This window comes from Streptomyces sp. NPDC088746 (assembly GCF_044751065.1).
Lineage (GTDB): Bacteria > Actinomycetota > Actinomycetes > Streptomycetales > Streptomycetaceae > Streptomyces.
This window is the reverse complement of record NZ_JBIVLA010000002.1, coordinates 475,021-499,059: the sequence shown is the minus strand read 5'-3', so window position 1 is coordinate 499,059 and position 24,039 is coordinate 475,021. Positions and strand designations below refer to the sequence as shown.

Genomic DNA, 24,039 nt, shown 5'->3' with positions numbered 1-24,039 from the left:
CCTCAACCCTCCGCGATCACCACGGCGGACGCCACCCCCGCGTCGTGGCTGAGCGAGACGTGCCAGCTGCGCACGCCGAGCTCGGCCGCCCGGGCCGCGACGGTGCCGCGGACCTCCAGACGCGGCTGCCCGCTGTCCTCGACGCAGACCTCGGCGTCGGTCCAGAGCAGGCCGCCCGGTGCGCCGAGCGCCTTGGCCAGGGCCTCCTTCGCGGCGAACCTGGCCGCCAGCGAGGCGATCCCCCGCCGCTCCCCGCCGGGCAGCAGCAACTCCCGCTCCAGGAAGAGCCGCTCGGCCAGCTGCGGCGTGCGCCCCAGCGCGGCGCCGAAGCGCTCGATCTCCGCCACATCGATCCCGACCCCAATGATCACGCGCTCACTCACTCATTCGACTGTCACGGACTTCGCCAGATTGCGCGGCTGGTCCACCTCGTTGCCCCGGGCGGTCGCCAGCTCGCAGGCGAAGACCTGCAACGGCACCGTGGCGACCAGTGGCTGAAGCAGCGTAGGCGTAGCCGGGATCCTGATGAGGTGATCGGCGTACGGGACGACTTCCTCGTCGCCCTCCTCCGCGATGACGACGGTACGGGCGCCACGGGCCCGGATCTCCTGGATGTTCGACACGATCTTGTCGTGCAGCACCGAGCGGCCGCGGGGGGACGGCACGATCACGACGACCGGCAGCCCCTCCTCGATCAGGGCGATCGGACCGTGCTTGAGCTCCCCCGCGGCGAAGCCCTCGGCATGCATGTAGGCGAGCTCCTTGAGCTTGAGCGCGCCTTCCATGGCCACCGGGTAGCCCACGTGCCGGCCCACGAAGAGCACGGTGTCGTGGGCGGCCAGGGAGCGGGCCAGTTCGCGCACCGGCTCCATGGTCCCCAGCACGCGTTCGACGGCGCCGGAGATCTCGGAGAGCTGGCGCACGACCGTGCGGATCTCGTCGCCCCACTTGGTGCCGCGCACCTGTCCGAGGTAGAGCGCGACGAGGTAGCAGGCGACGAGCTGGGTCAGGAACGCCTTGGTGGAGGCGACGGCGACCTCCGGCCCGGCGTGCGTGTAGAGGACCGCGTCCGACTCCCTGGGGATGGTCGACCCGTTCGTGTTGCAGATGGCGAGGACCCTCGCCCCCTGCTCACGGGCGTGCCGGACCGCCATCAGCGTGTCCATCGTCTCGCCGGACTGCGAGATGGCGACGACGAGGGTGCGCTGGTCCAGGATCGGGTCGCGGTAGCGGAACTCGCTGGCGAGCTCCGTCTCGCACGGCAGCCTGGTCCAGTGCTCGATGGCGTACTTGGCGATCATCCCGGCGTGGAAGGCGGTCCCGCAGGCGACGACGACGACCTTGTCGACCTCGCGGAGCACACCCGGCGGGATGCGCACCTCGTCGAGGTGGAGCGCGCCCGAGCCGTCGATCCGGCCGAGCAGCGTGTCGGCGACGGCCTTGGGCTGGTCGGCGATCTCCTTGAGCATGAAGGAGGCGTAGCCGCCCTTCTCTGCGGCCGACGCGTCCCAGTCCACGTGGTACTCGCGTACGTCGGCGGGCAGGCCGTCGAAACCGGTGACCGTCACCCCGTCCCGGCCCAGCTCGACCACCTGGTCCTGGCCGAGCTCGATCGCGTCCCGGGTGTGGGCGATGAAGGCGGCCACGTCGGAGGCCAGGAACATCTCCCCGTCCCCCACTCCGACGACCAGCGGCGAGTTCCGCCGGGCCCCGACGACCACGCCGGGCTCGTCCGCGTGCACGGCGACCAGCGTGAACGCCCCCTCCAGCTGCCGGCACACCTGCCGCATGGCCTCCGCCAGGTCACCGCCGGACGAGTACGCCTCGGCGAGCAGATGGGCGACCACCTCGGTGTCGGTCTCGGAGGTCAGGTCATGGCCCCGCCCGGCCAACTCCTCGCGCAGGGCGGCGAAGTTCTCGATGATCCCGTTGTGCACGACGGCGACCCGGCCCGCGTTGTCGAGGTGCGGGTGGGCGTTGGCATCGGTGGGCCCGCCGTGCGTGGCCCAACGGGTGTGCCCGAGACCGGTGTTCCCGGCCGGCAGCGGCCGGTCCTTGAGCTCCTTCTCCAGATTGAGGAGCTTCCCCGCCTTCTTCGCGGAGGCCAGCCCCCCGTCCGCGAGGACGGCGACCCCGGCGGAGTCGTACCCCCGGTACTCCAGCCGCTTCAGCCCCGCGACAACGACATCCTGCGCCGACTGCGCCCCGACATAACCCACGATTCCGCACATATCGGCACCATAAAGCCCGCACCGCCCCTCTGCTCGGCTTCCGACATGCCGGAGGGGCCCGGCTGCGGAGGCACGTCCGTTCTGCAGCTCGTGGATGACGAGCATGGGAGCGGGTAGAGGGAATGGCCGTCTGCGGCTGTCAGCCGACGTCGTGGATGCGGTGCTCGCGCAGGTCAGGAGCGTGCTGGGCGACAGTGCGGTAGTCGGCGTCGTCATGGAGGACGGTCAGCCCGTGATGGGCTGCGGTAGCAGCAATGATCAGATCCACCGCCGAAGCGCTCCGGTGCTGTCCGGCACGGGCCATCCGCTGTTGCACCGCTCCGATCCAGCGTCCCGCGTTCTTCGGCACGGAGACGTCGGGATACAGGTCTGTGAACATCTCCACGATCTCGTCGTACTCGACCCCGGGCCGGGCGCTGAAGAGGAACTCGGCGCGCTGCGGATAGCAGGAACCGACCGCGCCGGCACAGATGGTGTCGTACCAGGCGGTCTGCAGCGTGATGTCACTGAGCATCCGAACAAGCCCGGACGTGTCGAGCAGGTAGATCACCGATGGTCCTTCTCCGCCCGGTGGCGGCGGTCGGCGTCCTCCACGGCACCCCAGCGCCGGGCCCGCTCGAAGTGCCGGCTGATGCGCGCCGCACGGTCCTGCTGGTCCGCGTAGTACCGGAGCGCAAGATTGACGGCTTCCTTCTTGGTCCTGGCCTTGGACAGCGCCATGGTGCGTTCCAGCGCGTCATCGTCAATGTGGATCTGGGTGACGGACATCCGGCCTCCCCTTCGAGTGATGTGGATCATGTACAAAGAATTGCAGGCCACCCACATTCAGGGCGCCGTCCGCGAGCCCACGTGACCGACCCCACCCCCCGCTCCGTTAAAACTCCCGCAACAATGAGTACGTGATCACCTCACCCGCACGGCCCCCCCGCCGCACCGAGCACGCGCCGACGCCCTACGTCGACCTGACCCGGGCCGAGTGGAGCGCCCTGCGTGACAAGACTCCGCTGCCGCTGACCGCGGAGGAGGTCGAGAAGCTGAGAGGGCTCGGCGATGTCATCGACCTCGACGAGGTCCGGGACGTCTATCTGCCGCTCTCCCGGCTGCTCAACCTCTACGTCCAGGCCACCTCGGGCCTGCGCGGTGCCCTGAACACCTTCCTGGGTGACGCGGGCAACGGGCACGGCGCGCAGCGCGGTACCCCCTTCGTCATAGGGGTCGCCGGGAGCGTCGCGGTCGGCAAGTCCACCACCGCCCGCATCCTCCAGGCGCTGCTGGCGCGCTGGCCGGAGCATCCCCGGGTGGAGCTGGTGACGACCGACGGCTTCCTGCTGCCGATGAAGGAGCTCGAGTCACGGGGCCTGATGTCGCGCAAGGGGTTCCCCGAGTCCTACGACCGGCGGGCGCTGACCCGGTTCGTCGCCGACATCAAGGCCGGCAAGGACGAGGTGACGGCCCCCGTCTACTCGCACCTGATCTACGACATCGTGCCGGGCGAGCGGCTGACCGTACGCCGCCCCGACATCCTGATCGTCGAGGGGCTGAACGTGCTGCAGCCGGCGCTGCCCGGCAAGGACGGCCGGACCAGGGTCGGGCTCGCGGACTACTTCGACTTCAGCGTGTACGTGGACGCGAAGGCCGAGGACATCGAGACCTGGTACCTCCACCGCTTCCGCCGGCTGCGCGAGACGGCCTTCCAGAACCCGTTCTCGTACTTCCGCAAGTACACCCAGGTCTCCGAGGCCGAGGCCCTGGACTACGCGCGCACCATGTGGCGGACCATCAACAAGCCCAATCTCCTGGAGAACGTGGCGCCGACGCGGGGCCGTGCCACCCTGGTGCTGCGCAAGGGGCCGGACCACAAGGTCCAGCGTCTGTCACTGCGCAAGCTCTGAACCCGGAAAGGGTGCACCGTGCTGCATCTGCGCCTCATCGTGCCCACCGACCGCACCGACGAGGTGGTCGGTCTGATCGAACGGACCGTGGGCACCGCCCATGTCGCGGTGCTCGCGGGTGCGGCGCGGAGCCCTGTGGGCGATGTGATCCTGTGCGACGTGGCGCGGGAGGCCGGTGACGAACTCATCGGTTCGCTGCGGCAGATGGGCATCGACGACTGCGGTTCCATCACCGTCGAGAACATAGACCTCACCCTCTCCAAGCGCGCCGACGAGGCCGAACGCGCGGCGCCGGGCGAGGGCGCCGACGCGGTGCTCTGGGAGGAGCTGAGCGAGGTCACCCACGAGGAGTCGACCTTCAGCGTCACCTATGTGGCCTTCCTCGCCCTCGCGACGATGCTCGCCGCGTGCGGCGTGATGCTGGACAACGCGGTCCTGATCGTGGGCGCGATGGCGGTGGGCCCGGAGTTCGGCCCGCTGGCCGGGATCTCGACGGCGCTGGTTCAGCGCGCGCCCCGGCTGGTGGCGCGGTCGCTCTGGGCGCTGATCGGCGGCTTCGTGGTGGCGATGGTCCTCACGGCCGGCTTCGCCTGGCTGATGGACGCCCTCGGTCTGTTCACCGAGGACATGGTCAAGGCGGAGAGGCCCAACACCGGCTTCATCTGGCACCCGGACTGGATGTCGTTCGTGGTCGCACTCCTGGCGGGCATCGCGGGGACGCTCTCGCTGACCTCGGCGAAGTCGGGGGCTCTGATCGGCGTGGCGATCTCGGTGACCACGGTGCCGGCCGCCGCCAACGCGGCGGTGGCCTTCAGCTACCAGGACCTCCAGCAGACGTGGGGATCGTCGGGACAGCTGCTGGCCAACCTGGGCGGCATCGTGGTGGCGGGGACCCTGACCCTGCTGGTCCAGAGGGTGCTGTGGGCCTGGCAACGCAGGACGGACCCGGCCGTGAGGCCGGGCCCGTCCGGGAGCTGAGGAGCCGTCAGCCGAGCGCGGACTTCACCACGTCGGCGAGCTGCCCCGCCACGGCGCGCGCCTGCTCCAGGTCGGCTGCCTCGACCATGACCCGTACGAGCGGCTCGGTGCCCGACTTGCGCAGGAGTACGCGACCGGTGTCACCCAGCGCGCGCTCGGCCTGGGACACCGCGGCGGCCACCTCGGGCGAGGTGTCCACGCGGGACTTGTCGACGTCCGGCACGTTGACGAGGACCTGCGGGAGGCGCTGCATCACCCCCGCCAGGTCGGCGAGCGTACGTCCGGTGGCGGCGACCCGGGCCGCGAGCATCAGCCCGGTCAGCGTGCCGTCACCCGTCGTCGCGTGGTCCAGGACGATGACGTGTCCGGACTGCTCGCCGCCCAGCGCGAAGCCCTCGGCCTTCATCGACTCCAGGACGTAACGGTCGCCGACGGCGGTCTGGACGAGCTGGATGCCCTCCCGCTCCATCGCCATCTTGAAGCCCAGGTTGGACATGACCGTCCCGACGACGGTGTCCTTGCGCAGCTGGCCGGCGTCGCGCATGGCGAGGGCGAGCACGGCCAGGATCTGGTCGCCGTCGACCTCCGCGCCGGTCGCGTCCACGGCCAGGCAGCGGTCCGCGTCGCCGTCGTGCGCGATGCCGAGGTCCGCACCGTGCTCGACGACGGCGGCCCGCAGCAGCTCCAGGTGGGTGGAGCCGCAGCCGTCGTTGATGTTCAGGCCGTCCGGTTCGGCACCGATGGTGACGATCTCGGCCCCGGCCCGGGCGAACGCCTCGGGCGAGACACGGGCGGCGGCACCGTGCGCCTCGTCCAGGACGACCTTCAGCCCGTCGAGCCGGTTCGGGAGGACGCCGATGAGGTGGGCGACGTAACGGTCGAAGCCCTCGGTGTAGTCGGTGACGCGGCCCACTCCGGCGCCGGTCGGACGGCTCCACGGCTGACCGGTGCGGTGCTGCTCGTAGACCGTCTCGATGCGGTCCTCCAGCTCGTCGGCGAGCTTGTGCCCGCCGCGCGCGAAGAACTTGATGCCGTTGTCCGGCATCGCGTTGTGACTGGCCGAGAGCATGACACCGATGTCCGCGCCCAGCGCACCGGTGAGGTACGCCACGGCGGGGGTGGGCAGCACCCCGACACGCAGCACGTCCACGCCGGCGCTGGCCAGGCCCGCCACGACGGCGGCCTCCAGGAACTCTCCCGACGCACGGGGGTCGCGGCCCACCAGCGCGGTGGCCCGATGCCCCTCGAAGGTGCCCGCTTCGGCCAGCACGTGCGCCGCCGCGACCGAGAGCCCGAGCGCGAGCTCGGCTGTCAGGTCCGCGTTGGCGACGCCGCGCACGCCGTCCGTGCCGAAGAGTCGTCCCACTGGTGTCCTCCGAAGGTGCTCCGAAACCGCAAAACCAAAGTAATCAAAACAGGGCGAAGCGAGGCAAGGCACAACAAAGAAGGGTGCGCCCGAGGCCACCGACCCTATGAACGTGCAAACGTCTTATGCCGTTATACGCCCGCACGGGTTGATAAACGAACGCCCCAGCAGCACGGTGTGTGCCGCCGGGGCGAACGTGTAAAGCAGACGAGCAGGCGATTTAGCGCTTGCTGTACTGCGGGGCCTTACGGGCCTTCTTGAGACCGGCCTTCTTGCGCTCGACCGCACGGTCGTCGCGGGAGAGGAAGCCGGCCTTCTTCAGCGTGGCGCGGTTGTTGTCCGCGTCCGCCTCGTTCAGCGCGCGGGCCACGCCGAGGCGCAGGGCGCCGGCCTGACCGGAGACGCCGCCACCCGAGATGCGGGCGATGACGTCGTAGCGGCCGTCGAGCTCGAGCACCTTGAAGGGCTCGTTGACTTCCTGCTGGTGCACCTTGTTGGGGAAGTAGTCCTCAAGGGTGCGACCGTTGATCTTCCACTTGCCGGTGCCCGGGACGATCCGGACGCGGGCGATGGCGTTCTTGCGGCGGCCCAGGCCGGCCGCGGGCTGCGGGTCGCCGAAGCGGCCCGCGAGCGACTCGGAGGTGTACTCACCCTCGACGGGGACCTCCGACTCGAAGGTGGTCACCTCGGCGAAGGTCTCTTCGCCCTCGGTGCCCTCGACGGGCGTCTCAACAGTGGTCTCGGCCACGATTCTCCTCAGATCTTTCTTTACGTCTTAGGGGGGAGGCCGGAACTACTGCGCGACCTGGGTGATCTCGAACGGGACCGGCTGCTGCGCAGCGTGCGGGTGCTGGTCGCCCGCGTAGACCTTGAGCTTCGAGATCATCTGACGACCCAGGGTGTTCTTGGGGATCATGCCCTTGATGGCCTTCTCGATGGCCTTCTCCGGGTTCTTGGAGAGGAGCTCGTCGTAGCGCACCGAACGGAGACCGCCCGGGAAGCCCGAGTGGCGGTACGCCATCTTCTGGGTCTTCTTGTTACCGGAGAGGTGAACCTTCTCGGCGTTGATGATGATGACGAAGTCGCCCATGTCCATGTGGGGGGCGTAGATCGCCTTGTGCTTGCCTCGGAGGAGGTTCGCAGCCGTGGTGGCCAGACGGCCGAGAACGATGTCCTCGGCGTCGATGATGTGCCACTGGCGAGTGACATCGCCGGGCTTGGGGCTGTACGTACGCACTTCGTAGCCTTCGCTTCTTCAGTGGATGAGGTCCAGACAACACATGGCACCCCTGAAGCGATCATGCAGCTGGGGCTCACAATGCCGGGAACACTGCCCGTATGCGAGCCACTGGTAACTGCTCCAGAGAACCTACGTAAGGGCTGCTCGCGTGAGAGCGACGGAGCCGATACGTATAACAACCACCGACAGTACCCGCCCCGCCCGGGACGGGTCAAAACGCGCTGCCCTACCGCTCCCGTTCGACCCTGCGCTCGTCCCAGACGGGCTCCGTGGACTCCCGCACCACCCCGTCCGAGCCGAAGACCAGATAGCGGTCGAAGGACTTCGCGAACCAGCGGTCGTGCGTGACGGCCATGACCGTCCCGTCGTACACCTCGAGCCCGTCCTGCAGTGCCTCGGCCGACTCCAGGTCCAGGTTGTCCGTCGGCTCGTCCAGCAGCAGCGCGGTCGTGCCGGCCAGCTCCAGGAGCAGGATCTGGAACCGCGCCTGCTGCCCGCCGGACAGCCTCTCGAAGGCCTGGTCGCCCTGGCGCTCCAGCTCGTAGCGCCGCAGCACCGACATGGCGCCGCCGCGGTCCTTGGCGTGCTCGGTCCACAGGATCTCGACGAGCGTCTTGCCCAGCAGCTCCGGATGGGCGTGCGTCTGCGCGAAGTGGCCGGGCACGACCCGCGCCCCGAGCTTCCACTCACCGGTGTGCGCGACCGGCTCCCCGGCCAGCAGCCGCAGGAAGTGCGACTTCCCCGAACCGTTGGAGCCGAGGACCGCGACCCGCTCCCCGTAGTAGATCTCCAGGTCGAACGGCTTCATCAGACCCGTCAGCTCCAGGTTCTTGCAGGTCACCGCCCGCACCCCGGTCCGCCCGCCGCGCAGCCGCATCCGGATGTCCTGCTCGCGGGGCGGCTCCGGCGGCGGGCCCGCCTCCTCGAACTTCTTGAAGCGGGTCTGCATCGCGTGGTAGCGGTTCGCCATGTCGGGGCTGTTCGCCGCCTGCTGCCGCATCCGCAGGACGAGCGCCTTCAGCCGGGCGTGCTCCTCCTCCCAGCGCCGCAGGAGCTCCTCGAAGCGCGCGAACCGCTCCTTGCGGGCCTGGTGGTACGTCCCGAAACCGCCGCCGTGCACCCAGACGTCCGAGCCGGCGGGGCTGGGCTCCACGCTCACGATCTTCTCGGCGGCCCGCGAGAGCAGCTCCCGGTCGTGGGAGACGAAGAGGACCGTCTTGCGGGTCTCCTTGAGCTTCTCCTCCAGCCACCGCTTGCCGGGTACGTCCAGATAGTTGTCCGGCTCGTCCAGGAGCAGCACCTCGTCCGGGCCCCTCAGCAGCGCCTCCAGGACCAGCCGCTTCTGCTCACCCCCGCTGAGCGTGTGCACCTCGCGCCACTGCGCCTTCTCGTACGGGACGCCGAGCGCGGCCGTGGTGCACATGTCCCAGAGCGTCTCGGCCTCGTACCCCCGCACCTCCGCCCAGTCGCTGAGCGCCTGCGCGTACGCCATCTGCGCGGCCTCGTCGTCCACGGTGAGGATGCGCTCCTCCGCCGCGTCGACCGCCTTCGCCGCTTCCCTGATGCGGGGCTGGGCCACGGACACCAGCAGGTCGCGGACGGTCCGCTCGTCCCGTACGGAGCCCACGAACTGGGCCATCACGCCCAGCCCGCCGCTCACCGAGACCGAGCCGCCGTGCGGCTGGAGCTCTCCGGCGAGCAGCTTCAGCAGCGTCGTCTTGCCCGCCCCGTTCGCGCCGACGAGGGCGACGACGGCGCCGTCGGCCACCCGGAACGAAGCGTCGCCGAGCAGCACCCGTCCGTCCGGTAGGTAGTACTCCAGATGGCCCGCTTCAAGATGTCCCATGCACAGCATTGTCACGGCATGCGAACCGTTGACCCAACCGGATTACGGTCGGTCTAGGATTCGCCGCATGAGCTTTGGGCAAGGGGGGCCCTCCTGGGGGCCGGGAGAGAGCCGGACTCCGGACTGGGCGGCGCTGGCGGAGGCGTCCGCGGCACGCGGCAGGCGCAAGAAGTGGCTGATGATCGGCGGCGGCGCGCTGGCCACCGCCGCGGTGGCCGCGATCGTGGCCACGGCCGTCATCACGACCGACGGGGGCGGGGCCTCCGGGTCGGACAAGAACGCCAGCGAGCTGCCGGCCCCCGCCGACCTGCCCTCGGAGACCTCCGTGCCGGAGCCTTCCTTCTCCTCGGTGGCACCGCCGCCCCCGCCGGACCCGAAGGACTACATAGCCGACGAGAAGAAGGACAAGGCCCCGGTCGACGTCAACGCCTTCTTCCCCGGCAGGAAGCTGACCATGGGCGACCGCGTCTACGCCAAGGGCGCCACCGCCCGTACGGCGAACTGCGCCGCGACGACCCAGGGCGCGCTCGGCTCGATCCTCGAGAACAACGGCTGCGACCAGGTCATCCGCGCGACGTACAGCAAGGGCGGCGTGGCGGTCACCGTCGGGCTCGCCGTCTTCGGCACCGAGGCGGAGGCCAGGAAGGCCGCCCAGCAGGCGTCCGGCGGAGTCGCCTCGCTCAGCGGTTCGGGAGTCCCCACCTTCTGCCGCGGCGGATCCGTCTGCCGGCGCACCTCCAACTCCTACGGCCGTTACGCCTACTTCACGATCGGCGGCTACACCAGCGGCAAGAACGTCACCACGGCCTCCAAGGACGCGTACAAGGTGGGCGACGACCTGACCGACTTCACCTTCCGGCAGATCCGGCACCGCGGCGAGGTCCAGGCCTCGGCCGCCGCGGGGGCCCCCGTCGTCTGACCGCCCGTGCTGTGCTCCCTCCCCCCACGCACCAGTCCCCGTCCCTCCCCTCGACCGAGGACCCGCAGCCGTGCGTCTGACCACCCTCTTCACCCTCCCGCGCGTCCTGCGCCACAGTGACGCGATAGGCGCCGGTCTGCCCCCGGACGACGCCGTGGTCCTCGACGCCCCGGACCCCTCGCTGCGGGCGGCCCTCGCCGCCGCCGCGGCGGGTGACCACGCCCCGGCCGCCGAGCTGCTCGCCCTCACCCGCGAGCACGCCCAGTGGGAGCGCAGGGACACCTGTGTCACCCGCCTCGCACGGGCCTCGCTGCACCACCCGGGCTGGCTGGACAGCTGGCTGGAGGAGTCCCCGGAGGACCCCGACGCCGTACTGGTCAAGGCCGACCAGTACATCTGCCAGGCCTGGCAGATACGGACGGGGGCCCGGGCCAAGCACGTCGAGGCCGACCAGTTCCGGGCGTTCCACGCGGTGCTGCGGGACTCGGTGCCGGTGATATCCGCCGCCGCGGAGCTCAACCCCGACGACCCCGTCCCGTGGCGCGTCGCGCTGACCCAGGCCCGGGGCATCCAGGCTCCCCGGGACGTCTTCGACACCTATCTCGCCGAGGCGAACGCACGCGACCCGCACCACGAGGGCTGCCACACCCAGGCGCTCCAGTACCTCTGCGACAAGTGGTACGGCTCGCACGAGGAGATGTTCGCCTTCGCCGAGCGCGCGGCGGACCAGGCGCCTCCCGGCTCCCGGCTCCACGCGCTGCCGCTCCAGGCCGTCGTCGAATACCTGATCGCCGACGAGGAGACGTCCGGCCCCGACCACACCGCCCGCGCCGAGGCGGCGGTCACCCGCGCCCAGGCCCTGTCCGACAGCTACGCCCCGGGAGACCGGGAGGCCGCCGGCTTCCGCAACCACCTGGCCCTGGTCCTGTGGTCGATGAACCGCTACGAGGAGGCCCTCACGGCCTTCCGCAGCATCGGGGTGCACGCCACGACCTTCCCGTGGACCTATTTCGGCGAGCCCCGGGCCGAGTTCCTGGAGGCCCGCTCCGACACCCGCGTCGAGCTGGCGATGAAGGTCCCCTTCTTCCGTCCCTCCCCCGCGCCCCCGGCCACCGGCACGCCCGAATGGGAGCGTGAGCTGGCACCGCGGTCGGTCGCCATCGCCTCCACCGGCCCCACCGAGGTGGCCCAGGCCGCCCTGATCTGCGGCCACAGCCTGCGGACGGCCCCGGCCGGCAGCCGTCACACGTACGTCGAGATCGTCCCGGACCCCGTACGCGGCAGACGCGCGGCCCTGCTCCCGGAGGACCCGCTCACCTCGGCGGCCGACAACTTCACCACGGCCGAGGAGTGGCCCGCCCTGGTCCTGCACCGCACCCCGGAACGCAGCAGCTTCACCCTGCTGCACCGGGGAAGGAAGGTGACGGACCACACCTGGGAGACCGCCGCACCCGCCACCGACCACGCGGAGGCGGGCGCGACGGCCGCCGCGCTGGCCCGGGTGTACAAGCTGACCGACCCGCGCCCCCTGGCCCACATCCTGCGGGCCACCGGCGATCCCGCCCGCCACCAGGGAGAGCTCGTCGCCGCCCTGGGCCTCCCGCCGCTGCCCGCCGGATACGGGGGCGAACAGGAGATCCTCACGGCGCTCCCCGGGGCCCGGGTGCTGGCCCGGCGCGGCTTCCTCGCGGGCATGCGGGACACCATGACCACCAGGGACGGCGTCCACCCGGAGGCCCCCGCCCCGGACGAGCCGCACCCGGCCCGCTGGTGGGTCCTGCGCACGGCCGGACTGCTCTTCTTCAGCGCGGCCGCGGCCTACGCCTGGTGGACGCCCGACATCGGCTGGTTCCGCTCCACCGCGTCCACCGTTGTCGCCCTGTACTTCGCGGCCAAGCTGCTCCGCGCCCGGCGCCGCAGACCGGTCAGCAGCAGACCGTCCCCGGAAGCGTCCTGACGTTCCGGGCCTCCAGCGCCCTGGCCGCCAGCAACTCGTCGGCCGGATAGGCCACTTCCTCCAGCGTCAGCCCGTGCGGCCGCACCACGTGCACCGCCGGGTCCCGCACCTTGGCCGCCAGCACCTCGGCAGGCCACCCGGCCGGCCTGCGCCCGTCCCCGACGAACAGCGCCGCCCCGATCAGCGCCCGCACCATGTTGTGGCAGAACGCGTCGGCCTGCACGGTCGCCGTCAGCACACCCGACTCCGCGTCCCGCACCCAGTGCAGCTTCTGGAGCGTACGGATGGTCGTCGCGCCCTCCCGCTTCTTGCAGTACGCGGCGAAGTCGTGCTCCCCCACCATCAGGGCGGCCGCCTCGTTCATCGCGTCCAGGTCCAGCGGCCGGTCGTGCCAGAGCACATGGCCGCGGGTCAGCGGGTCCACACCGCCCGGCCGGTCCCCCACGCGGTACGCGTAACGCCGCCACAGCGCGGAGAAGCGCGCGTTGAACCCCGCGGGAGCCTCGGCCGCCCGCCAGATCCGTACGTCCAGCGGCAGGCGCCCCGCCATCCGCCGCAGCAGCTTCTCCTCGTGCTCGGCCCACACCTCGGCCGGCAGGTCGACGTGCGCCACCTGCCCACGCGCGTGCACCCCGGCGTCGGTGCGCCCGGCCACCGTCAGGTCGTACGTCACCGACGACCGCGTCACGGTGCGCAGCGCGTCCTCGATCTCGCCCTGCACCGTGCGCCTGCTGGTCTGCTTCGCCCAGCCGGAGAAGTCCTTGCCGTCGTAGGAAAGGTCCAGCCGTACCCGTACAAAGCCGGGCTCTGCCTCGTCACTCACCCGAAGATCCTCTCAGAACCGAACGGGCCCGCACCGCCCCGAAGGGTGATGCGGGCCCGTACCTGGGTCTCAGAACGCTCAGGCGTCCTTGGACTCCTCGGCGGCGTCGGCCGGCTTGGCGTCCTCGACGGTCTCGGCCGGAGCCTCGTCCTTCTTGAGGGCGTCTTCCTTGACGGCACGCTTCGTCGCGGCCTCGGCCTCACCGGTGGCCTGCTGGGCCACGGTCAGCGCCTCGACCAGCTCGATGACGGCCATCGGGGCGTTGTCGCCACGACGGTTGCCGATCTTGGTGATGCGGGTGTAACCACCGGGGCGGTTCTCGTACCGCGGGGCGATCTCGGTGAAGAGCGTGTGCACGATGCCCTTGTCCGTGATCGACTGCAGCACCAGGCGACGGTTGTGGATGTCGCCCTTCTTCGCCTTGGTGATGAAACGCTCGGCGACCGGACGCAGGCGGCGGGCCTTGGCCTCGGTCGTGGTGATGCGGCCGTGCTCGAACAGCGACTTCGCGAGGTTGATGAGAAGAAGCTTCTCGTGCGCAGCGCTGCCGCCCAGACGGGCACCCTTGGCGGGCTGAGGCATGGTTTTTCTCCTTGTGTGCTGCACCGGCCGTATCAGGTACCGGTGTCAGTTCCCGCGAGGCGGCCGCCCCGCGGAAGTCTTTACTCCGCAGCGGCTGAAACCGGCTTCCACCAGCCATCAGCCACATCAAGCCCGTCCGGCTCACACCGGACAGCAGCCAAAATCAAGCCCCTGGGGGTCCCCCCGGACGAAGTCTGGGGGAGATTGAGGACAAAGCCTGAGCCCCGGCACGGGGCACCCAAGAACCCGGGCACCCCCGCCGGAAGGCGATCAGTACTGCTCGGTCTCCACGAAACCCGCATCCGCGTCGTCGTCCGCGCCGAACGCGTCCGCCGCGGCGGTCGGGTCGAAGCCGGGAGGCGAGTCCTTGAGCGCGAGGCCCATACCGGCCAGCTTCGCCTTGACCTCGTCGATCGACTTCGCACCGAAGTTGCGGATGTCGAGCAGGTCCGCCTCGGAGCGGGCGACGAGCTCACCCACGGAGTGGATGCCCTCGCGCTTGAGGCAGTTGTACGAACGGACCGTGAGCTCGAGCTCCTCGATCGGCAGCGCCAGATCGGCGGCGAGCGCGGCGTCCGTCGGGGACGGGCCCATGTCGATGCCCTCGGCGTCGATGTTGAGCTCGCGCGCCAGACCGAACAGCTCGACCAGGGTCTTACCGGCCGACGCCATGGCGTCACGGGGACGCATGGCCTGCTTGGTCTCGACGTCGACGATCAGCTTGTCGAAGTCGGTGCGCTGCTCGACACGGGTCGCCTCGACCTTGTACGTGACCTTGAGCACCGGCGAGTAGATGGAGTCGACCGGAATACGCCCGATCTCCTGGCCCACCTGCTTGTTCTGGACGGCGGAGACGTAGCCGCGACCGCGCTCGACGGTCAGCTCCATCTCCAGCTTGCCCTTGCCGTTGAGCGTGGCCAGGACCAGGTCCGGGTTGTGGACCTCGACACCGGCCGGCGGGGCGATGTCAGCAGCGGTGACCAGGCCGGGACCCTGCTTGCGCAGGTACATCACGACCGGCTCGTCGTGCTCCGAGGAGACGACCAGCTGCTTGATGTTGAGGATGAGGTCGGTCACGTCCTCCTTGACGCCCGGCACGGTGGTGAACTCGTGCAGGACACCGTCGATCCGGATGCTGGTGACAGCGGCACCGGGGATCGAGGAGAGGAGGGTACGACGCAGGGAGTTACCGAGGGTGTAACCGAAGCCCGGCTCCAGCGGCTCGATCACGAACCGGGAGCGGAACTCGTCGACGACCTCTTCGGTCAGCGACGGACGCTGAGCGATAAGCATGAAGGAATCCTTCAGTCGTGGGCACCCACTATTTGATGCCCGACAGATGAAACAAGGATACGGGCGGCACGCCCTGGGAAGGACATACCGCCCGGATCCGACGCTACTGACGCACGGCCGTCACCGGCCGCAGCGGATCAGACGCGGCGACGCTTCGGCGGACGGCAGCCGTTGTGCGGCGTCGGGGTGACGTCCTGGATCGAACCGACCTCGAGGCCCGTGGCCTGGAGGGAGCGGATCGCGGTCTCGCGGCCGGAGCCCGGACCCTTCACGAAGACGTCGACCTTGCGCATGCCGTGCTCCTGCGCGCGGCGGGCGGCCGACTCGGCGGCCATCTGCGCGGCGAAGGGGGTGGACTTGCGCGAGCCCTTGAAGCCGACGTGGCCGGCGGAGGCCCAGGAGATCACGTTGCCCGAGGGGTCCGTGATCGAGACGATGGTGTTGTTGAACGTGCTCTTGATGTGGGCGTGCCCGTGAGCGACGTTCTTCTTTTCCTTGCGACGCACCTTCTTGGCTGCGCCCTGACGACCCTTGGGGGGCATGTCTTGACTCCAGATGGAGAGGGGAGGTGATCGGTCCTACAGCGAAGACCGCTGGTTGCTGCGGGCCCCGGAGGTCCGGAGATCCGCAGTGCGTCCGCTGAGGACTACTTCTTGCCCGGCTTCTTCTTACCGGCGATGGCGCGACGCGGGCCCTTGCGGGTACGCGCGTTCGTGCTGGTGCGCTGACCGTGGACCGGCAGACCGCGACGGTGCCGGATGCCCTGGTAGCAGCCGATCTCGATCTTGCGGCGGATGTCGCCCTGGATCTCGCGGCGAAGGTCACCCTCGGTGCGGAGGTTGGCGTCGACGTACTCGCGGATCTTGACCAGGTCCTCTTCGGCCAGGTCACGAACGCGGGTGTTCGGGTTCACGCCGGTGGTGGCGAGGATCTCCTTGGACCGGGTGCGCCCGATACCGAAGACGTAGGTGAGGGCAACCTCCACGCGCTTTTCGCGCGGGATGTCAACACCTGAAACGCGTGCCATTCAATGGCTCCAGTTGTCATTTCGGGGGTCTTCCGCAGTACCACTCCCGAACGCCGACCTCGTCCGCGTGGGAAGAGGTGGTACGCCCGGGTCCCCGGCCCCCGCCGGAGGTGTCGTCAGCCGAAGCTTGGACGGGCACTGCGTATGTACGTTTACGTGCGTCGCGCGAAGAGCTGCGAGATGCAGGTGGTCGTGCGTCAGCCCTGGCGCTGCTTGTGGCGCAGGTTGTCGCAGATGACCATGACCCGGCCGTGACGGCGGATCACCTTGCACTTGTCGCAGATCTTCTTGACGCTCGGCTTGACCTTCATGGGATGTCAGGTTCTCCGGGTCAGTGCCCTCACCACGCCGAAGCGGGATGGCGGCAAGATCTACTTGTACCGGTAGACGATCCGGCCACGCGTCAGGTCGTACGGAGACAGCTCCACGACGACCCGGTCATCCGGGAGGATGCGGATGTAGTGCATCCGCATCTTGCCGCTGATGTGCGCGAGGACTTTGTGACCGTTCTGGAGTTCCACCTTGAACATGGCGTTCGGGAGGGACTCGATCACGGTGCCCTCAATTTCGATGGCACCTTGCTTCTTGGCCACGCTTCGCCTTTCGAATCGGCTACCTTGATCGACTCACGCCCGCCGCATGAAGACACACGGATGCACGAGAGCCGACGAGTCAGTCTACGTCAGCGGACTCCAAAAGACGAATCCGTCAAGTTTGCCCACTTCCTCTGATCCTTAGACACGGATCAGCCGGACAGTCCTGGTGAGCGTCAGGCCGAAGCATCGGGCCGGAGTGTCAGGCCAGCGGGTCCGGCGCGGCCTCCACGCCGTACTGGGCGAGCTTGGCCCGGCCGCAGTCCGGGGAGGTCAGGACCAGCGGGCCCTGCTCCGTGAGGGCGATCGAGTGCTCCCAGTGCGAGGACCAGGTGCCGTCGGTCGTCAGGACCGTCCACTCGTCGGCCAGCACCTTCGTCTGCGCGGTGCCCAGCGAGACCATCGGCTCGATGGCCAGGCAGACACCGGGGACCAGCTTGATCCCCTTGCCGCGCTTGCGCGAGACGTAGTTCAGGAGGTGCGGGTCCATGTGCATCTCGGTGCCGATGCCGTGGCCGCCGTAGTCCTCGATGATCCCGTACTTGCCGGTCGCCGGGCGGGGCTGGCGGCGGATGTAGGACTCGATGGCCTTCGAGATGTCGACGAGCCGGTTGTTCACCTTCATCGCGGCGATCCCGGCCCACATCGACTCCTCGGTCACCCGCGAGAGCTCTACGAGCTCCGGAGCGTGACCGGTGCCGACGAAGGCCGTGTAGGCCGCGTCGCCGTGCCAGCCGTCGATGATCGCGCCGGCGTCGATCGAGATGATGTCGCCGTCCTTGAGGACGGTCTTCTCGTCCGGGATGCCGTGGACGACGACCTCGTTGACCGAGGTGCAGATCGTGGCGGGGAACCCGCCGTAACCCAGGAAGTTCGACTTCGCGCCGTGGTCGGCGATCACCTTGCGGGCGACCTCGTCCAGGTCCTTCGTCGTGGCGCCGGGCACGGCCGCCTCACGGGTGGCGGCGTGAATGGCAGCGACCACGAGGCCCGCCTCGCGCATCTTCGCGATCTGCTCGGGGGTCTTGATCTGCACCATTGCGCGGCGCCTCTCTGCCTACGAAGGGAAACGGTTGAAGCCGTACTCCACGATACGGCGCCAAAACAGTCGGCCGCGACGCCCGAGGGCGCCGCGGCCGGCTGGGTGGTTCTACGGGGGCGGGTCAGCCCTCGTCGGACTTCTTGAGGGCCTCCATGGCCCGCTCGGTCACCTCGGTGACCTTGCCGAGCGCGGAGATCGTCACGACCAGGCCCTGGGACCGGTAGTAGTCGATGATCGGCTCGGTCTGCGTGTGGTAGACCTCGAGACGCGTACGTACCGTCTCCTCGGTGTCGTCGTCCCGCTGGTACAGCTCGCCACCGCAGGCGTCGCAGACGCCCTCGGTCTTCGGCGGGTTGTACGTCACGTGGAAGACGTGCGCGCTGTCGTTACGGCAGATACGGCGGCCGGCGATGCGCTTGACCACCTCGTCCTCGGGGACCTCGAGGTCAAGAACCGCGTCGAGCTTGACGCCCTCGCTGTGCAGCATCTCGTCGAGTGCCGCGGCCTGCCCCACGTTGCGGGGGAAGCCGTCCAGGAGGAAGCCGTTCTCGGCGTCCGACTGGGACATGCGGTCCTTGGCCATCGCGATGGTGACTTCGTCCGGCACCAGCTGTCCCGCGTCCATGAAGGCACGGGCCTGCTTGCCAAGGTCGGTGCCCTGGCTGATGTTGGCGCGGAAGAGGTCGCCCGTGGAGATGTGCGGAATCGACAGATTCTTGGCAAGGAACGCGGCCTGCGTTCCCTTGCCGGCACCGGGCGGCCCGACGAGGACGATTCGCATCAGCGGAGGAACCCTTCGTAATTGCGCTGCTGGAGCTGACTCTCGATCTGCTTCACGGTCTCCAGACCCACACCCACGATGATCAGGATGCTCGTCCCGCCGAACGGGAAGTTCTGGTTAGCGCCACCGAAGCCTGCCAACGCCATCGTCGGCACCAGAGCGATCAGACCCAGGTACAGCGAGCCCGGCCAAGTGATCCGGTTGAGCACGTAGCTCAGATACTCGGCAGTAGGTCGACCTGCCCGGATACCCGGGATGAAGCCACCATACTTCTTCATGTTGTCCGCGACTTCCTCGGGGTTGAACGAGATCGCCACATAGAAGAATGCGAAGAACACGATCAACAGGAAGTACGTCGCGATGTAGTACGGGTGGTCGCCCTTGACGAAGTGGTCCTGAATCCAGGTCGCCCAGCCCGCGGTGGAGTTGGAGAACTGAACGATTAGAGCAGGGATATAGAGCAGCGAAGAAGCGAAGATGACGGGAATCACACCCGCCTGGTTCACCTTCAGCGGGATGTAAGTGGACGTACCACCGTAGGACCGGCGCCCGATCATCCGCTTCGCGTACTGCACCGGAACCCGGCGCTGGGCCTGCTCGACGAAGACGACGAGGCCGACCATCACGAAGCCGATGAGGATGACGGTGATGAACTCGATCCAGCCGTCGGCCAGCTTGCCGCTCTGCTTGATGGCCCAGAGAGCGCCGGGGAAGCTGGCGGCGATCGAGATGAACATCAGGATCGACATGCCGTTGCCGATGCCGCGGTCGGTGATGAGCTCACCGAGCCACATGACGGCGGCGGTGCCGGCGGTCATGGTGATCACCATGACGACGGTCGTGAAGATCGACTGGTTCGGGACGACCTGGTCGGCGACGGAGCAGCCGCTGAAGAGCGCGCCGCTGCGGGCGGTCGCCACGAGGCCGGTGCCCTGGAGGATGGCCAGCGCGACGGTCAGATAACGCGTGTACTGCGTGATCTTGGCCGTGCCCGACTGCCCCTCCTTCTTGAGGGCTTCGAGTCGGGGGATGACCACGGTCAGCAGCTGGAGAATGATGCTGGCCGTGATGTACGGCATGATGCCGAGCGCGAAGATCGTGATCTGCAGCAGTGCACCACCGCTGAACATGTTCACCAGACCGAACAGGCTGTTGTTGCCCTGACTGGCCTGGTCAACACAGGTCTGGACGTTCTCGTAGCTCACCCCCGGTACGGGAATGTGCGCACCGAGACGGTAGAGCACGATGATGCCGAGCGTGAAGAGCAGCTTCTTGCGCAGGTCGGGCGTCTTGAACGCCCGGGCGAACGCGGTGAGCACGGTGCCTCCTGCGACCCCCGCGCAAAAGCGTGAGGTGACGGTCTTGAGGATCGACGATTACGTAACAGCCAAAGGACCCCGGGCTCTTGCCCAGGACTTACCACAGCAACAGTGCACGCCACCTTACCGGCGTACATGCCCCCCTAGGAACGACCAACCGGGGATGCCCCAAATGAGAGGCATCCCCGGTCGGGTGTTCAGGCCACAGCCCTGTCCGAGTTGTCTCAGACGAGTTCGGTGACGGTGCCGCCTGCGGCGGCGATCTTCTCCTTGGCGGAGCCGGAGACGGCGTCAACCGAAACCTGCAGCGCCACGGAGATCTCGCCCTGTCCGAGGACCTTGACGAGGTGGTTGTTGCGCACAGCGCCCTTGGCGACCAGGTCGGCCACCGTGACCTCTCCACCCTCGGGGTAGAGCGTCGCGAGCTTGTCCAGGTTCACGACCTGGTACTCCGTGCGGAACGGGTTCTTGAAGCCCTTGAGCTTCGGGAGACGCATGTGGAGGGGCATCTGGCCACCCTCGAAGCGCTCCGGAACCTGGTAACGAGCCTTCGTACCCTTGGTACCACGGCCTGCGGTCTTACCCTTGGACGCCTCACCACGACCCACACGGGTCTTGGCGGTCTTGGCGCCCGGGGCAGGCCGGAGGTTGTGGGCCTTCAGCGGGCTGTTCTCCGCCATGTCAGTCAACCTCCTCAACCGTCACGAGGTGGCGGACGGTCTGAACCATTCCGCGGAACTCGGGGCGGTCCTCCTTGACAACCACGTCGTGCAGGCGCTTGAGCCCGAGCGAACGCAGGGTGTCGCGGTGGTTCTGCTTGCTGCCGATGTACGACTTCGTCTGCGTGATCTTGAGGCGAGCCATTACGCACCCGCTCCCGCACGCGCACGGAGCAGAGCCGCGGGGGCGACGTCCTCGAGGGGCAGACCGCGGCGGGCCGCGATCTCCTCGGGACGCTGCAGGCCCTGGAGGGCCGCCACGGTCGCGTGCACGATGTTGATCGGGTTCGAAGAACCGAGCGACTTCGACAGGATGTCGTGAACGCCGGCGCACTCCAGAACGGCGCGCACCGGGCCACCGGCGATCACACCGGTACCGGGGGAAGCAGGCTTCAGCAGGACGACGCCCGCAGCCTTCTCGCCCTGGATCGGGTGAGGGATGGTGCCCTGGATACGCGGGACCTTGAAGAAGCTCTTCTTGGCCTCTTCGACGCCCTTGGCGATGGCCGCGGGAACTTCCTTGGCCTTGCCGTATCCGACACCGACGGTGCCGTCACCATCGCCCACCACGACCAGCGCGGTGAAGCTGAAGCGACGACCACCCTTCACTACCTTGGCGACGCGGTTGATCGCGACGACACGCTCGACGTACGCGGTCTTCTCGGCGGCAGCGCCACCGTCACGGCCCTTCCGGTCCCGCCGCTCGCCGCCACCGGCACCGCTTCCGCGGCGCTGGGGTCCAGCCATTGGATTTACCTCTCTCTGTTACGTCCGCTGTGCGTTGGAACCGGGGCTTAGAACTTCAGCCCGGCTTCACGGGCGGCGTCAGCCAGAGCGGCAATCCGCCCGGCGTACTGGTTACCACCGCGGTCAAACACGACGGCCTCGACGCCTGCGGCCTTGGCACGCTCGGCGACCAGGGCGCCGACCTGCTTGGCCTGGGCGCTCTTGTCACCCTCCGCACCACGGATCGAGGTGTCCAGGGTCGACGCCGACGCGAGCGTGTGGCCCGCGATGTCGTCGATGACCTGGGCCACGATGTGGCGGTTGGAACGCGTCACGACCAAGCGGGGACGCTCCGGCGAACCGGAGATGTGCTTGCGGACGCGGATGTGGCGCCGCTTGAGAGCGGCACGCTTGTACGCGTCGCCCTTGGCGATCTTCACACCGTATGCCATGGCTACTTACCAGCCTTTCCGACCTTGCGGCGGATGACCTCGCCCGCGTACTTGACGCCCTTGGCCTTGTACGGGTCGGGCTTCCGCAGCTTGCGGATGTTGGCGGCTACCTCGCCGACCTTCTGCTTGTCGATGCCCTCGACGCTGAGCTTCGTGGGCGACTCGACCTTGAAGGTGATGCCATCCGGAGCCTCGATGAGGATCGGGTGGCTGTAGCCCAGGGCGAACTCCAGGTTGGAGCCCTTCGCCTGGACGCGGTAACCGACACCGCTGATCTCGAGCGCCTTGCTGTATCCCTGGGTCACACCGGTGATCATGTTCGCCACCAGCGTGCGGGACAGGCCGTGAAGGGCCTTGTTCTGACGCTCGTCGTTCGGGCGGACGACGTTGAGCACGCCGTCCTCACCCTTGGTGACCTCGATCGGCGCTGCGACGGTGTGCGAGAGGGAACCCTTCGGGCCCTTCACCGCGACCGTGCGGCCATCGATGGTGACGTCCACACCGGCGGGAACCTGGATGGGGAGCTTGCCGATTCGCGACATGAGCTATTCCTCCGTTCCCGACTACCAGACGTAGGCGAGGACTTCCCCACCTACGCCCTTCTTGCTGGCCTGCTGGCCGGTCAGGAGACCGTGGGACGTGGAGATGATCGCCACGCCCAGGCCGCCGAGAACCTTCGGCAGATTGGTGGACTTTGCGTATACACGCAGACCCGGCTTCGAAATGCGCTTGATGCCGGCAATCGAACGCTCGCGGTTCGGCCCGAACTTCAGCTCGAGAACGAGGCTCTTACCGACCTCGGCGTCCTCGACCTTCCAGCCGGTGATGAAGCCCTCCTGCTGGAGGATCTCCGCGATGTGCGACTTGATCTTGCTGTGCGGCATCGAAACATCGTCGTGATACGCCGAGTTCGCGTTACGCAGACGCGTGAGCATGTCTGCGATGGGATCAGTCATGGTCATGAGTTGGCCTTCGGCCTCTCTCGCCGGGGTTTCCTGTATGCGCCATCCCTCTCCCCACTCAGTGGCGGGACGGGTGCGGTGCGGGGACCTACGGCGTAGTAAGTCGGTCAGGGCGGCAGGCGCCCAACCCTTCAAGCCTACGGCATGAAGAGCGGGGCTCCTGCCGACCGGATACTTACCGAGAGCTTTCTGGTCCTACGACGCCCGAGGGCGAAGGAGGATTACCAGGAGCTCTTGGTCACGCCCGGCAGCTCGCCACGGTGAGCCATCTCACGAAGGCACACGCGGCAGAGGCCGAACTTGCGGTAGACGGAGTGGGGCCGGCCGCAGCGCTGGCAGCGGGTGTAACCGCGCACGCCGAACTTCGGCTTACGGGCGGCCTTAGCGATCAGAGCCTTCTTCGCCACGGTCAGTTCTCCTTGAACGGGAAGCCGAGGTGACGAAGCAGGGCACGACCCTCGTCGTCGTTGGTCGCCGTGGTGACCACGGTGATGTCCATGCCCCGGACCCGGTCGATCTTGTCCTGGTCGATCTCGTGGAACATGACCTGCTCCGTGAGACCGAAGGTGTAGTTGCCACGGCCGTCGAACTGCTTCGGCGACAGACCACGGAAGTCACGGATACGCGGAAGCGCGAGCGACAGCGTACGGTCCAGGAACTCCCACATGCGGTCACCACGGAGGGTGACGTGGCAGCCGATCGGCTGCCCCTCGCGCAGCTTGAACTGCGCGATCGACTTGCGGGCCTTCGTGACGGCGGGCTTCTGGCCGGTGATCGTGGTGAGGTCCTTGACGGCACCGTCGATCAGCTTGGAGTCGCGGGCGGCGTCGCCCACACCCATGTTGACCACGATCTTGACCAGACCGGGGACCTGCATGACGTTCTCGTACGAGAACTCCTCACGCAGCTTGCCGGCGATTTCCTCGCGGTAGCGCGTCTTGAGACGCGGCGCAGTGGTGGTCGTCATCAGATGTCCTCACCGGTCCGCTTGGCAACGCGGATCTTCTTGCCCTCGTCGTCAAAGCGGTAGCCGACGCGGGTGACGACCTTGTTGCCGTCCTTCTCCACGACCAGCTGAACGTTGCTGACGTGAATCGGGGCCTCGGTGGTGACAATGCCACCCGTCTGCGAACCGCGAGCCGTCTGACCGGCCTTGGTGTGCTTCTTGACCCGGTTGACACCCTCGACGAGGACGCGGTCCTGAGCGGGGAAGGCAACGATGACCTTGCCCTGCTTGCCCTTGTCCTTACCGGTGATGACCTGAACCAGGTCGCCCTTCTTGATCTTCATG

Annotated in this window: 31 protein-coding genes; 4 read left to right on the top strand and 27 right to left on the bottom strand. The window is 68.3% G+C overall.

The window, feature by feature from the left end; translation table 11 throughout:
- Positions 1 to 2: 2 nt before the first annotated feature.
- The 4 genes from ACIP63_RS09795 to ACIP63_RS09780 all read right to left on the bottom strand — a co-directional run bounded on the left by ACIP63_RS09795 (position 3) and on the right by ACIP63_RS09780 (position 2,999).
- Complete coding sequence (locus ACIP63_RS09795; RefSeq protein ID WP_073745977.1) at positions 3 to 371, bottom strand: holo-ACP synthase; 369 nt, start codon at positions 369 to 371, stop codon at positions 3 to 5.
- A 12-nt stretch (positions 372 to 383) separates the two neighbouring features.
- Complete coding sequence (glmS, locus tag ACIP63_RS09790; protein ID WP_401513076.1) at positions 384 to 2,231, bottom strand: glutamine--fructose-6-phosphate transaminase (isomerizing); 1,848 nt, start codon at positions 2,229 to 2,231, stop codon at positions 384 to 386.
- A gap of 139 nt (positions 2,232 to 2,370) precedes the next feature.
- The gene (locus ACIP63_RS09785; protein WP_401513073.1) at positions 2,371 to 2,781 is read right to left on the bottom strand and encodes a PIN domain-containing protein; all 411 of its coding nucleotides are present in this window, start codon (positions 2,779 to 2,781) and stop codon (positions 2,371 to 2,373) included.
- The gene (locus ACIP63_RS09780; protein WP_401513070.1) at positions 2,778 to 2,999 is read right to left on the bottom strand and encodes a type II toxin-antitoxin system VapB family antitoxin; all 222 of its coding nucleotides are present in this window, start codon (positions 2,997 to 2,999) and stop codon (positions 2,778 to 2,780) included. The genes ACIP63_RS09785 and ACIP63_RS09780 overlap by 4 nt, the downstream gene beginning before the upstream one ends.
- A gap of 131 nt (positions 3,000 to 3,130) precedes the next feature.
- Here ACIP63_RS09780 and coaA point away from each other — a divergent pair, with 131 nt between their 5' ends.
- Positions 3,131 to 4,123, top strand: coding sequence for a type I pantothenate kinase (coaA, locus tag ACIP63_RS09775; RefSeq protein WP_401513067.1), 993 nt, complete (start codon positions 3,131 to 3,133; stop codon positions 4,121 to 4,123).
- A gap of 18 nt (positions 4,124 to 4,141) precedes the next feature.
- Positions 4,142 to 5,101 (top strand): DUF389 domain-containing protein, encoded by a 960-nt coding sequence (locus tag ACIP63_RS09770; RefSeq protein ID WP_401513064.1) that lies wholly within the window; start codon positions 4,142 to 4,144, stop codon positions 5,099 to 5,101.
- A 7-nt stretch (positions 5,102 to 5,108) separates the two neighbouring features.
- Here the strand turns inward: ACIP63_RS09770 and glmM are convergent, their stop codons facing one another.
- The 4 genes from glmM to ACIP63_RS09750 all read right to left on the bottom strand — a co-directional run bounded on the left by glmM (position 5,109) and on the right by ACIP63_RS09750 (position 9,553).
- Positions 5,109 to 6,467: a phosphoglucosamine mutase gene (glmM, locus tag ACIP63_RS09765; protein ID WP_401513062.1), complete on the bottom strand. Its 1,359-nt coding sequence runs from the start codon at positions 6,465 to 6,467 to the stop codon at positions 5,109 to 5,111.
- Positions 6,468 to 6,687: 220 nt separating this feature from the next.
- A complete protein-coding gene (gene rpsI, locus ACIP63_RS09760; RefSeq protein ID WP_362888532.1) occupies positions 6,688 to 7,215 on the bottom strand; it encodes a 30S ribosomal protein S9 in 528 nt (175 codons plus the stop codon).
- A 45-nt stretch (positions 7,216 to 7,260) separates the two neighbouring features.
- Positions 7,261 to 7,704 carry a 50S ribosomal protein L13 gene (rplM, locus tag ACIP63_RS09755; protein ID WP_401513061.1) on the bottom strand — a complete coding sequence of 148 codons (444 nt, stop codon included), beginning with the start codon at positions 7,702 to 7,704 and terminating at the stop codon, positions 7,261 to 7,263.
- A gap of 229 nt (positions 7,705 to 7,933) precedes the next feature.
- Positions 7,934 to 9,553 (bottom strand): ABC-F family ATP-binding cassette domain-containing protein, encoded by a 1,620-nt coding sequence (locus tag ACIP63_RS09750; RefSeq protein ID WP_401513058.1) that lies wholly within the window; start codon positions 9,551 to 9,553, stop codon positions 7,934 to 7,936.
- A gap of 67 nt (positions 9,554 to 9,620) precedes the next feature.
- Here ACIP63_RS09750 and ACIP63_RS09745 point away from each other — a divergent pair, with 67 nt between their 5' ends.
- Both ACIP63_RS09745 and ACIP63_RS09740 read left to right on the top strand, forming a co-directional pair.
- A complete protein-coding gene (locus tag ACIP63_RS09745) occupies positions 9,621 to 10,472 on the top strand; it encodes a hypothetical protein (RefSeq protein ID WP_401513057.1) in 852 nt (283 codons plus the stop codon).
- A 70-nt stretch (positions 10,473 to 10,542) separates the two neighbouring features.
- Positions 10,543 to 12,429 carry a hypothetical protein gene (locus tag ACIP63_RS09740; RefSeq protein ID WP_401513054.1) on the top strand — a complete coding sequence of 629 codons (1,887 nt, stop codon included), beginning with the start codon at positions 10,543 to 10,545 and terminating at the stop codon, positions 12,427 to 12,429.
- On the opposite strand, the gene truA is transcribed toward ACIP63_RS09740, so the two are convergent.
- From truA to rplX, 19 genes are all read right to left on the bottom strand, one after another.
- Entirely contained in the window at positions 12,398 to 13,252 is an 855-nt protein-coding gene (gene truA / locus ACIP63_RS09735) for a tRNA pseudouridine(38-40) synthase TruA (RefSeq protein ID WP_401513051.1), read from the bottom strand. The two genes, ACIP63_RS09740 and truA, sit on opposite strands and share 32 nt — an antisense overlap.
- A 78-nt stretch (positions 13,253 to 13,330) precedes the next feature.
- A complete protein-coding gene (gene rplQ, locus ACIP63_RS09730; RefSeq protein ID WP_362935024.1) occupies positions 13,331 to 13,834 on the bottom strand; it encodes a 50S ribosomal protein L17 in 504 nt (167 codons plus the stop codon).
- 270 nt (positions 13,835 to 14,104) lie between these two features.
- Positions 14,105 to 15,127, bottom strand: coding sequence for a DNA-directed RNA polymerase subunit alpha (locus ACIP63_RS09725; RefSeq protein WP_003966937.1), 1,023 nt, complete (start codon positions 15,125 to 15,127; stop codon positions 14,105 to 14,107).
- A gap of 137 nt (positions 15,128 to 15,264) precedes the next feature.
- A complete protein-coding gene (gene rpsK, locus ACIP63_RS09720) occupies positions 15,265 to 15,669 on the bottom strand; it encodes a 30S ribosomal protein S11 (protein WP_003956432.1) in 405 nt (134 codons plus the stop codon).
- Positions 15,670 to 15,773: 104 nt separating this feature from the next.
- Positions 15,774 to 16,154 (bottom strand): 30S ribosomal protein S13, encoded by a 381-nt coding sequence (rpsM, locus tag ACIP63_RS09715; protein WP_014047799.1) that lies wholly within the window; start codon positions 16,152 to 16,154, stop codon positions 15,774 to 15,776.
- A gap of 197 nt (positions 16,155 to 16,351) precedes the next feature.
- A complete protein-coding gene (gene rpmJ, locus ACIP63_RS09710; protein WP_003956441.1) occupies positions 16,352 to 16,465 on the bottom strand; it encodes a 50S ribosomal protein L36 in 114 nt (37 codons plus the stop codon).
- Between the two features lie 60 nt (positions 16,466 to 16,525).
- Positions 16,526 to 16,747 (bottom strand): translation initiation factor IF-1, encoded by a 222-nt coding sequence (gene infA / locus ACIP63_RS09705; RefSeq protein WP_003956442.1) that lies wholly within the window; start codon positions 16,745 to 16,747, stop codon positions 16,526 to 16,528.
- A gap of 202 nt (positions 16,748 to 16,949) precedes the next feature.
- Positions 16,950 to 17,786 (bottom strand): type I methionyl aminopeptidase, encoded by an 837-nt coding sequence (map, locus tag ACIP63_RS09700; RefSeq protein ID WP_104788307.1) that lies wholly within the window; start codon positions 17,784 to 17,786, stop codon positions 16,950 to 16,952.
- Positions 17,787 to 17,910: 124 nt separating this feature from the next.
- Positions 17,911 to 18,570, bottom strand: a complete 660-nt coding sequence (locus tag ACIP63_RS09695) for an adenylate kinase (protein ID WP_356714192.1) — start codon at positions 18,568 to 18,570, stop codon at positions 17,911 to 17,913.
- A complete protein-coding gene (gene secY, locus ACIP63_RS09690; RefSeq protein ID WP_099173846.1) occupies positions 18,570 to 19,889 on the bottom strand; it encodes a preprotein translocase subunit SecY in 1,320 nt (439 codons plus the stop codon). The genes ACIP63_RS09695 and secY overlap by 1 nt, the downstream gene beginning before the upstream one ends.
- A gap of 224 nt (positions 19,890 to 20,113) precedes the next feature.
- Positions 20,114 to 20,569 carry a 50S ribosomal protein L15 gene (rplO, locus tag ACIP63_RS09685; protein WP_014047794.1) on the bottom strand — a complete coding sequence of 152 codons (456 nt, stop codon included), beginning with the start codon at positions 20,567 to 20,569 and terminating at the stop codon, positions 20,114 to 20,116.
- A gap of 1 nt (position 20,570) precedes the next feature.
- A complete protein-coding gene (gene rpmD, locus ACIP63_RS09680) occupies positions 20,571 to 20,753 on the bottom strand; it encodes a 50S ribosomal protein L30 (protein WP_214920405.1) in 183 nt (60 codons plus the stop codon).
- Positions 20,753 to 21,355 carry a 30S ribosomal protein S5 gene (gene rpsE, locus ACIP63_RS09675; protein WP_014047793.1) on the bottom strand — a complete coding sequence of 201 codons (603 nt, stop codon included), beginning with the start codon at positions 21,353 to 21,355 and terminating at the stop codon, positions 20,753 to 20,755. The genes rpmD and rpsE overlap by 1 nt, the downstream gene beginning before the upstream one ends.
- 47 nt (positions 21,356 to 21,402) lie before the next feature.
- On the bottom strand, positions 21,403 to 21,786 hold the full coding sequence (gene rplR / locus ACIP63_RS09670; protein WP_033297607.1) for a 50S ribosomal protein L18: 384 nt from the start codon (positions 21,784 to 21,786) through the stop codon (positions 21,403 to 21,405).
- Positions 21,787 to 21,788: 2 nt separating this feature from the next.
- Positions 21,789 to 22,328 carry a 50S ribosomal protein L6 gene (gene rplF, locus ACIP63_RS09665; RefSeq protein WP_275493830.1) on the bottom strand — a complete coding sequence of 180 codons (540 nt, stop codon included), beginning with the start codon at positions 22,326 to 22,328 and terminating at the stop codon, positions 21,789 to 21,791.
- Between the two features lie 21 nt (positions 22,329 to 22,349).
- Positions 22,350 to 22,748: a 30S ribosomal protein S8 gene (rpsH, locus tag ACIP63_RS09660; protein WP_104788302.1), complete on the bottom strand. Its 399-nt coding sequence runs from the start codon at positions 22,746 to 22,748 to the stop codon at positions 22,350 to 22,352.
- Between the two features lie 221 nt (positions 22,749 to 22,969).
- On the bottom strand, positions 22,970 to 23,155 hold the full coding sequence (locus tag ACIP63_RS09655) for a type Z 30S ribosomal protein S14 (RefSeq protein ID WP_003948630.1): 186 nt from the start codon (positions 23,153 to 23,155) through the stop codon (positions 22,970 to 22,972).
- 2 nt (positions 23,156 to 23,157) lie between these two features.
- Complete coding sequence (rplE, locus tag ACIP63_RS09650) at positions 23,158 to 23,715, bottom strand: 50S ribosomal protein L5 (RefSeq protein WP_073718383.1); 558 nt, start codon at positions 23,713 to 23,715, stop codon at positions 23,158 to 23,160.
- The gene (gene rplX, locus ACIP63_RS09645; RefSeq protein ID WP_014047788.1) at positions 23,715 to 24,038 is read right to left on the bottom strand and encodes a 50S ribosomal protein L24; all 324 of its coding nucleotides are present in this window, start codon (positions 24,036 to 24,038) and stop codon (positions 23,715 to 23,717) included. The genes rplE and rplX overlap by 1 nt, the downstream gene beginning before the upstream one ends.
- Position 24,039 lies beyond the last annotated feature (1 nt).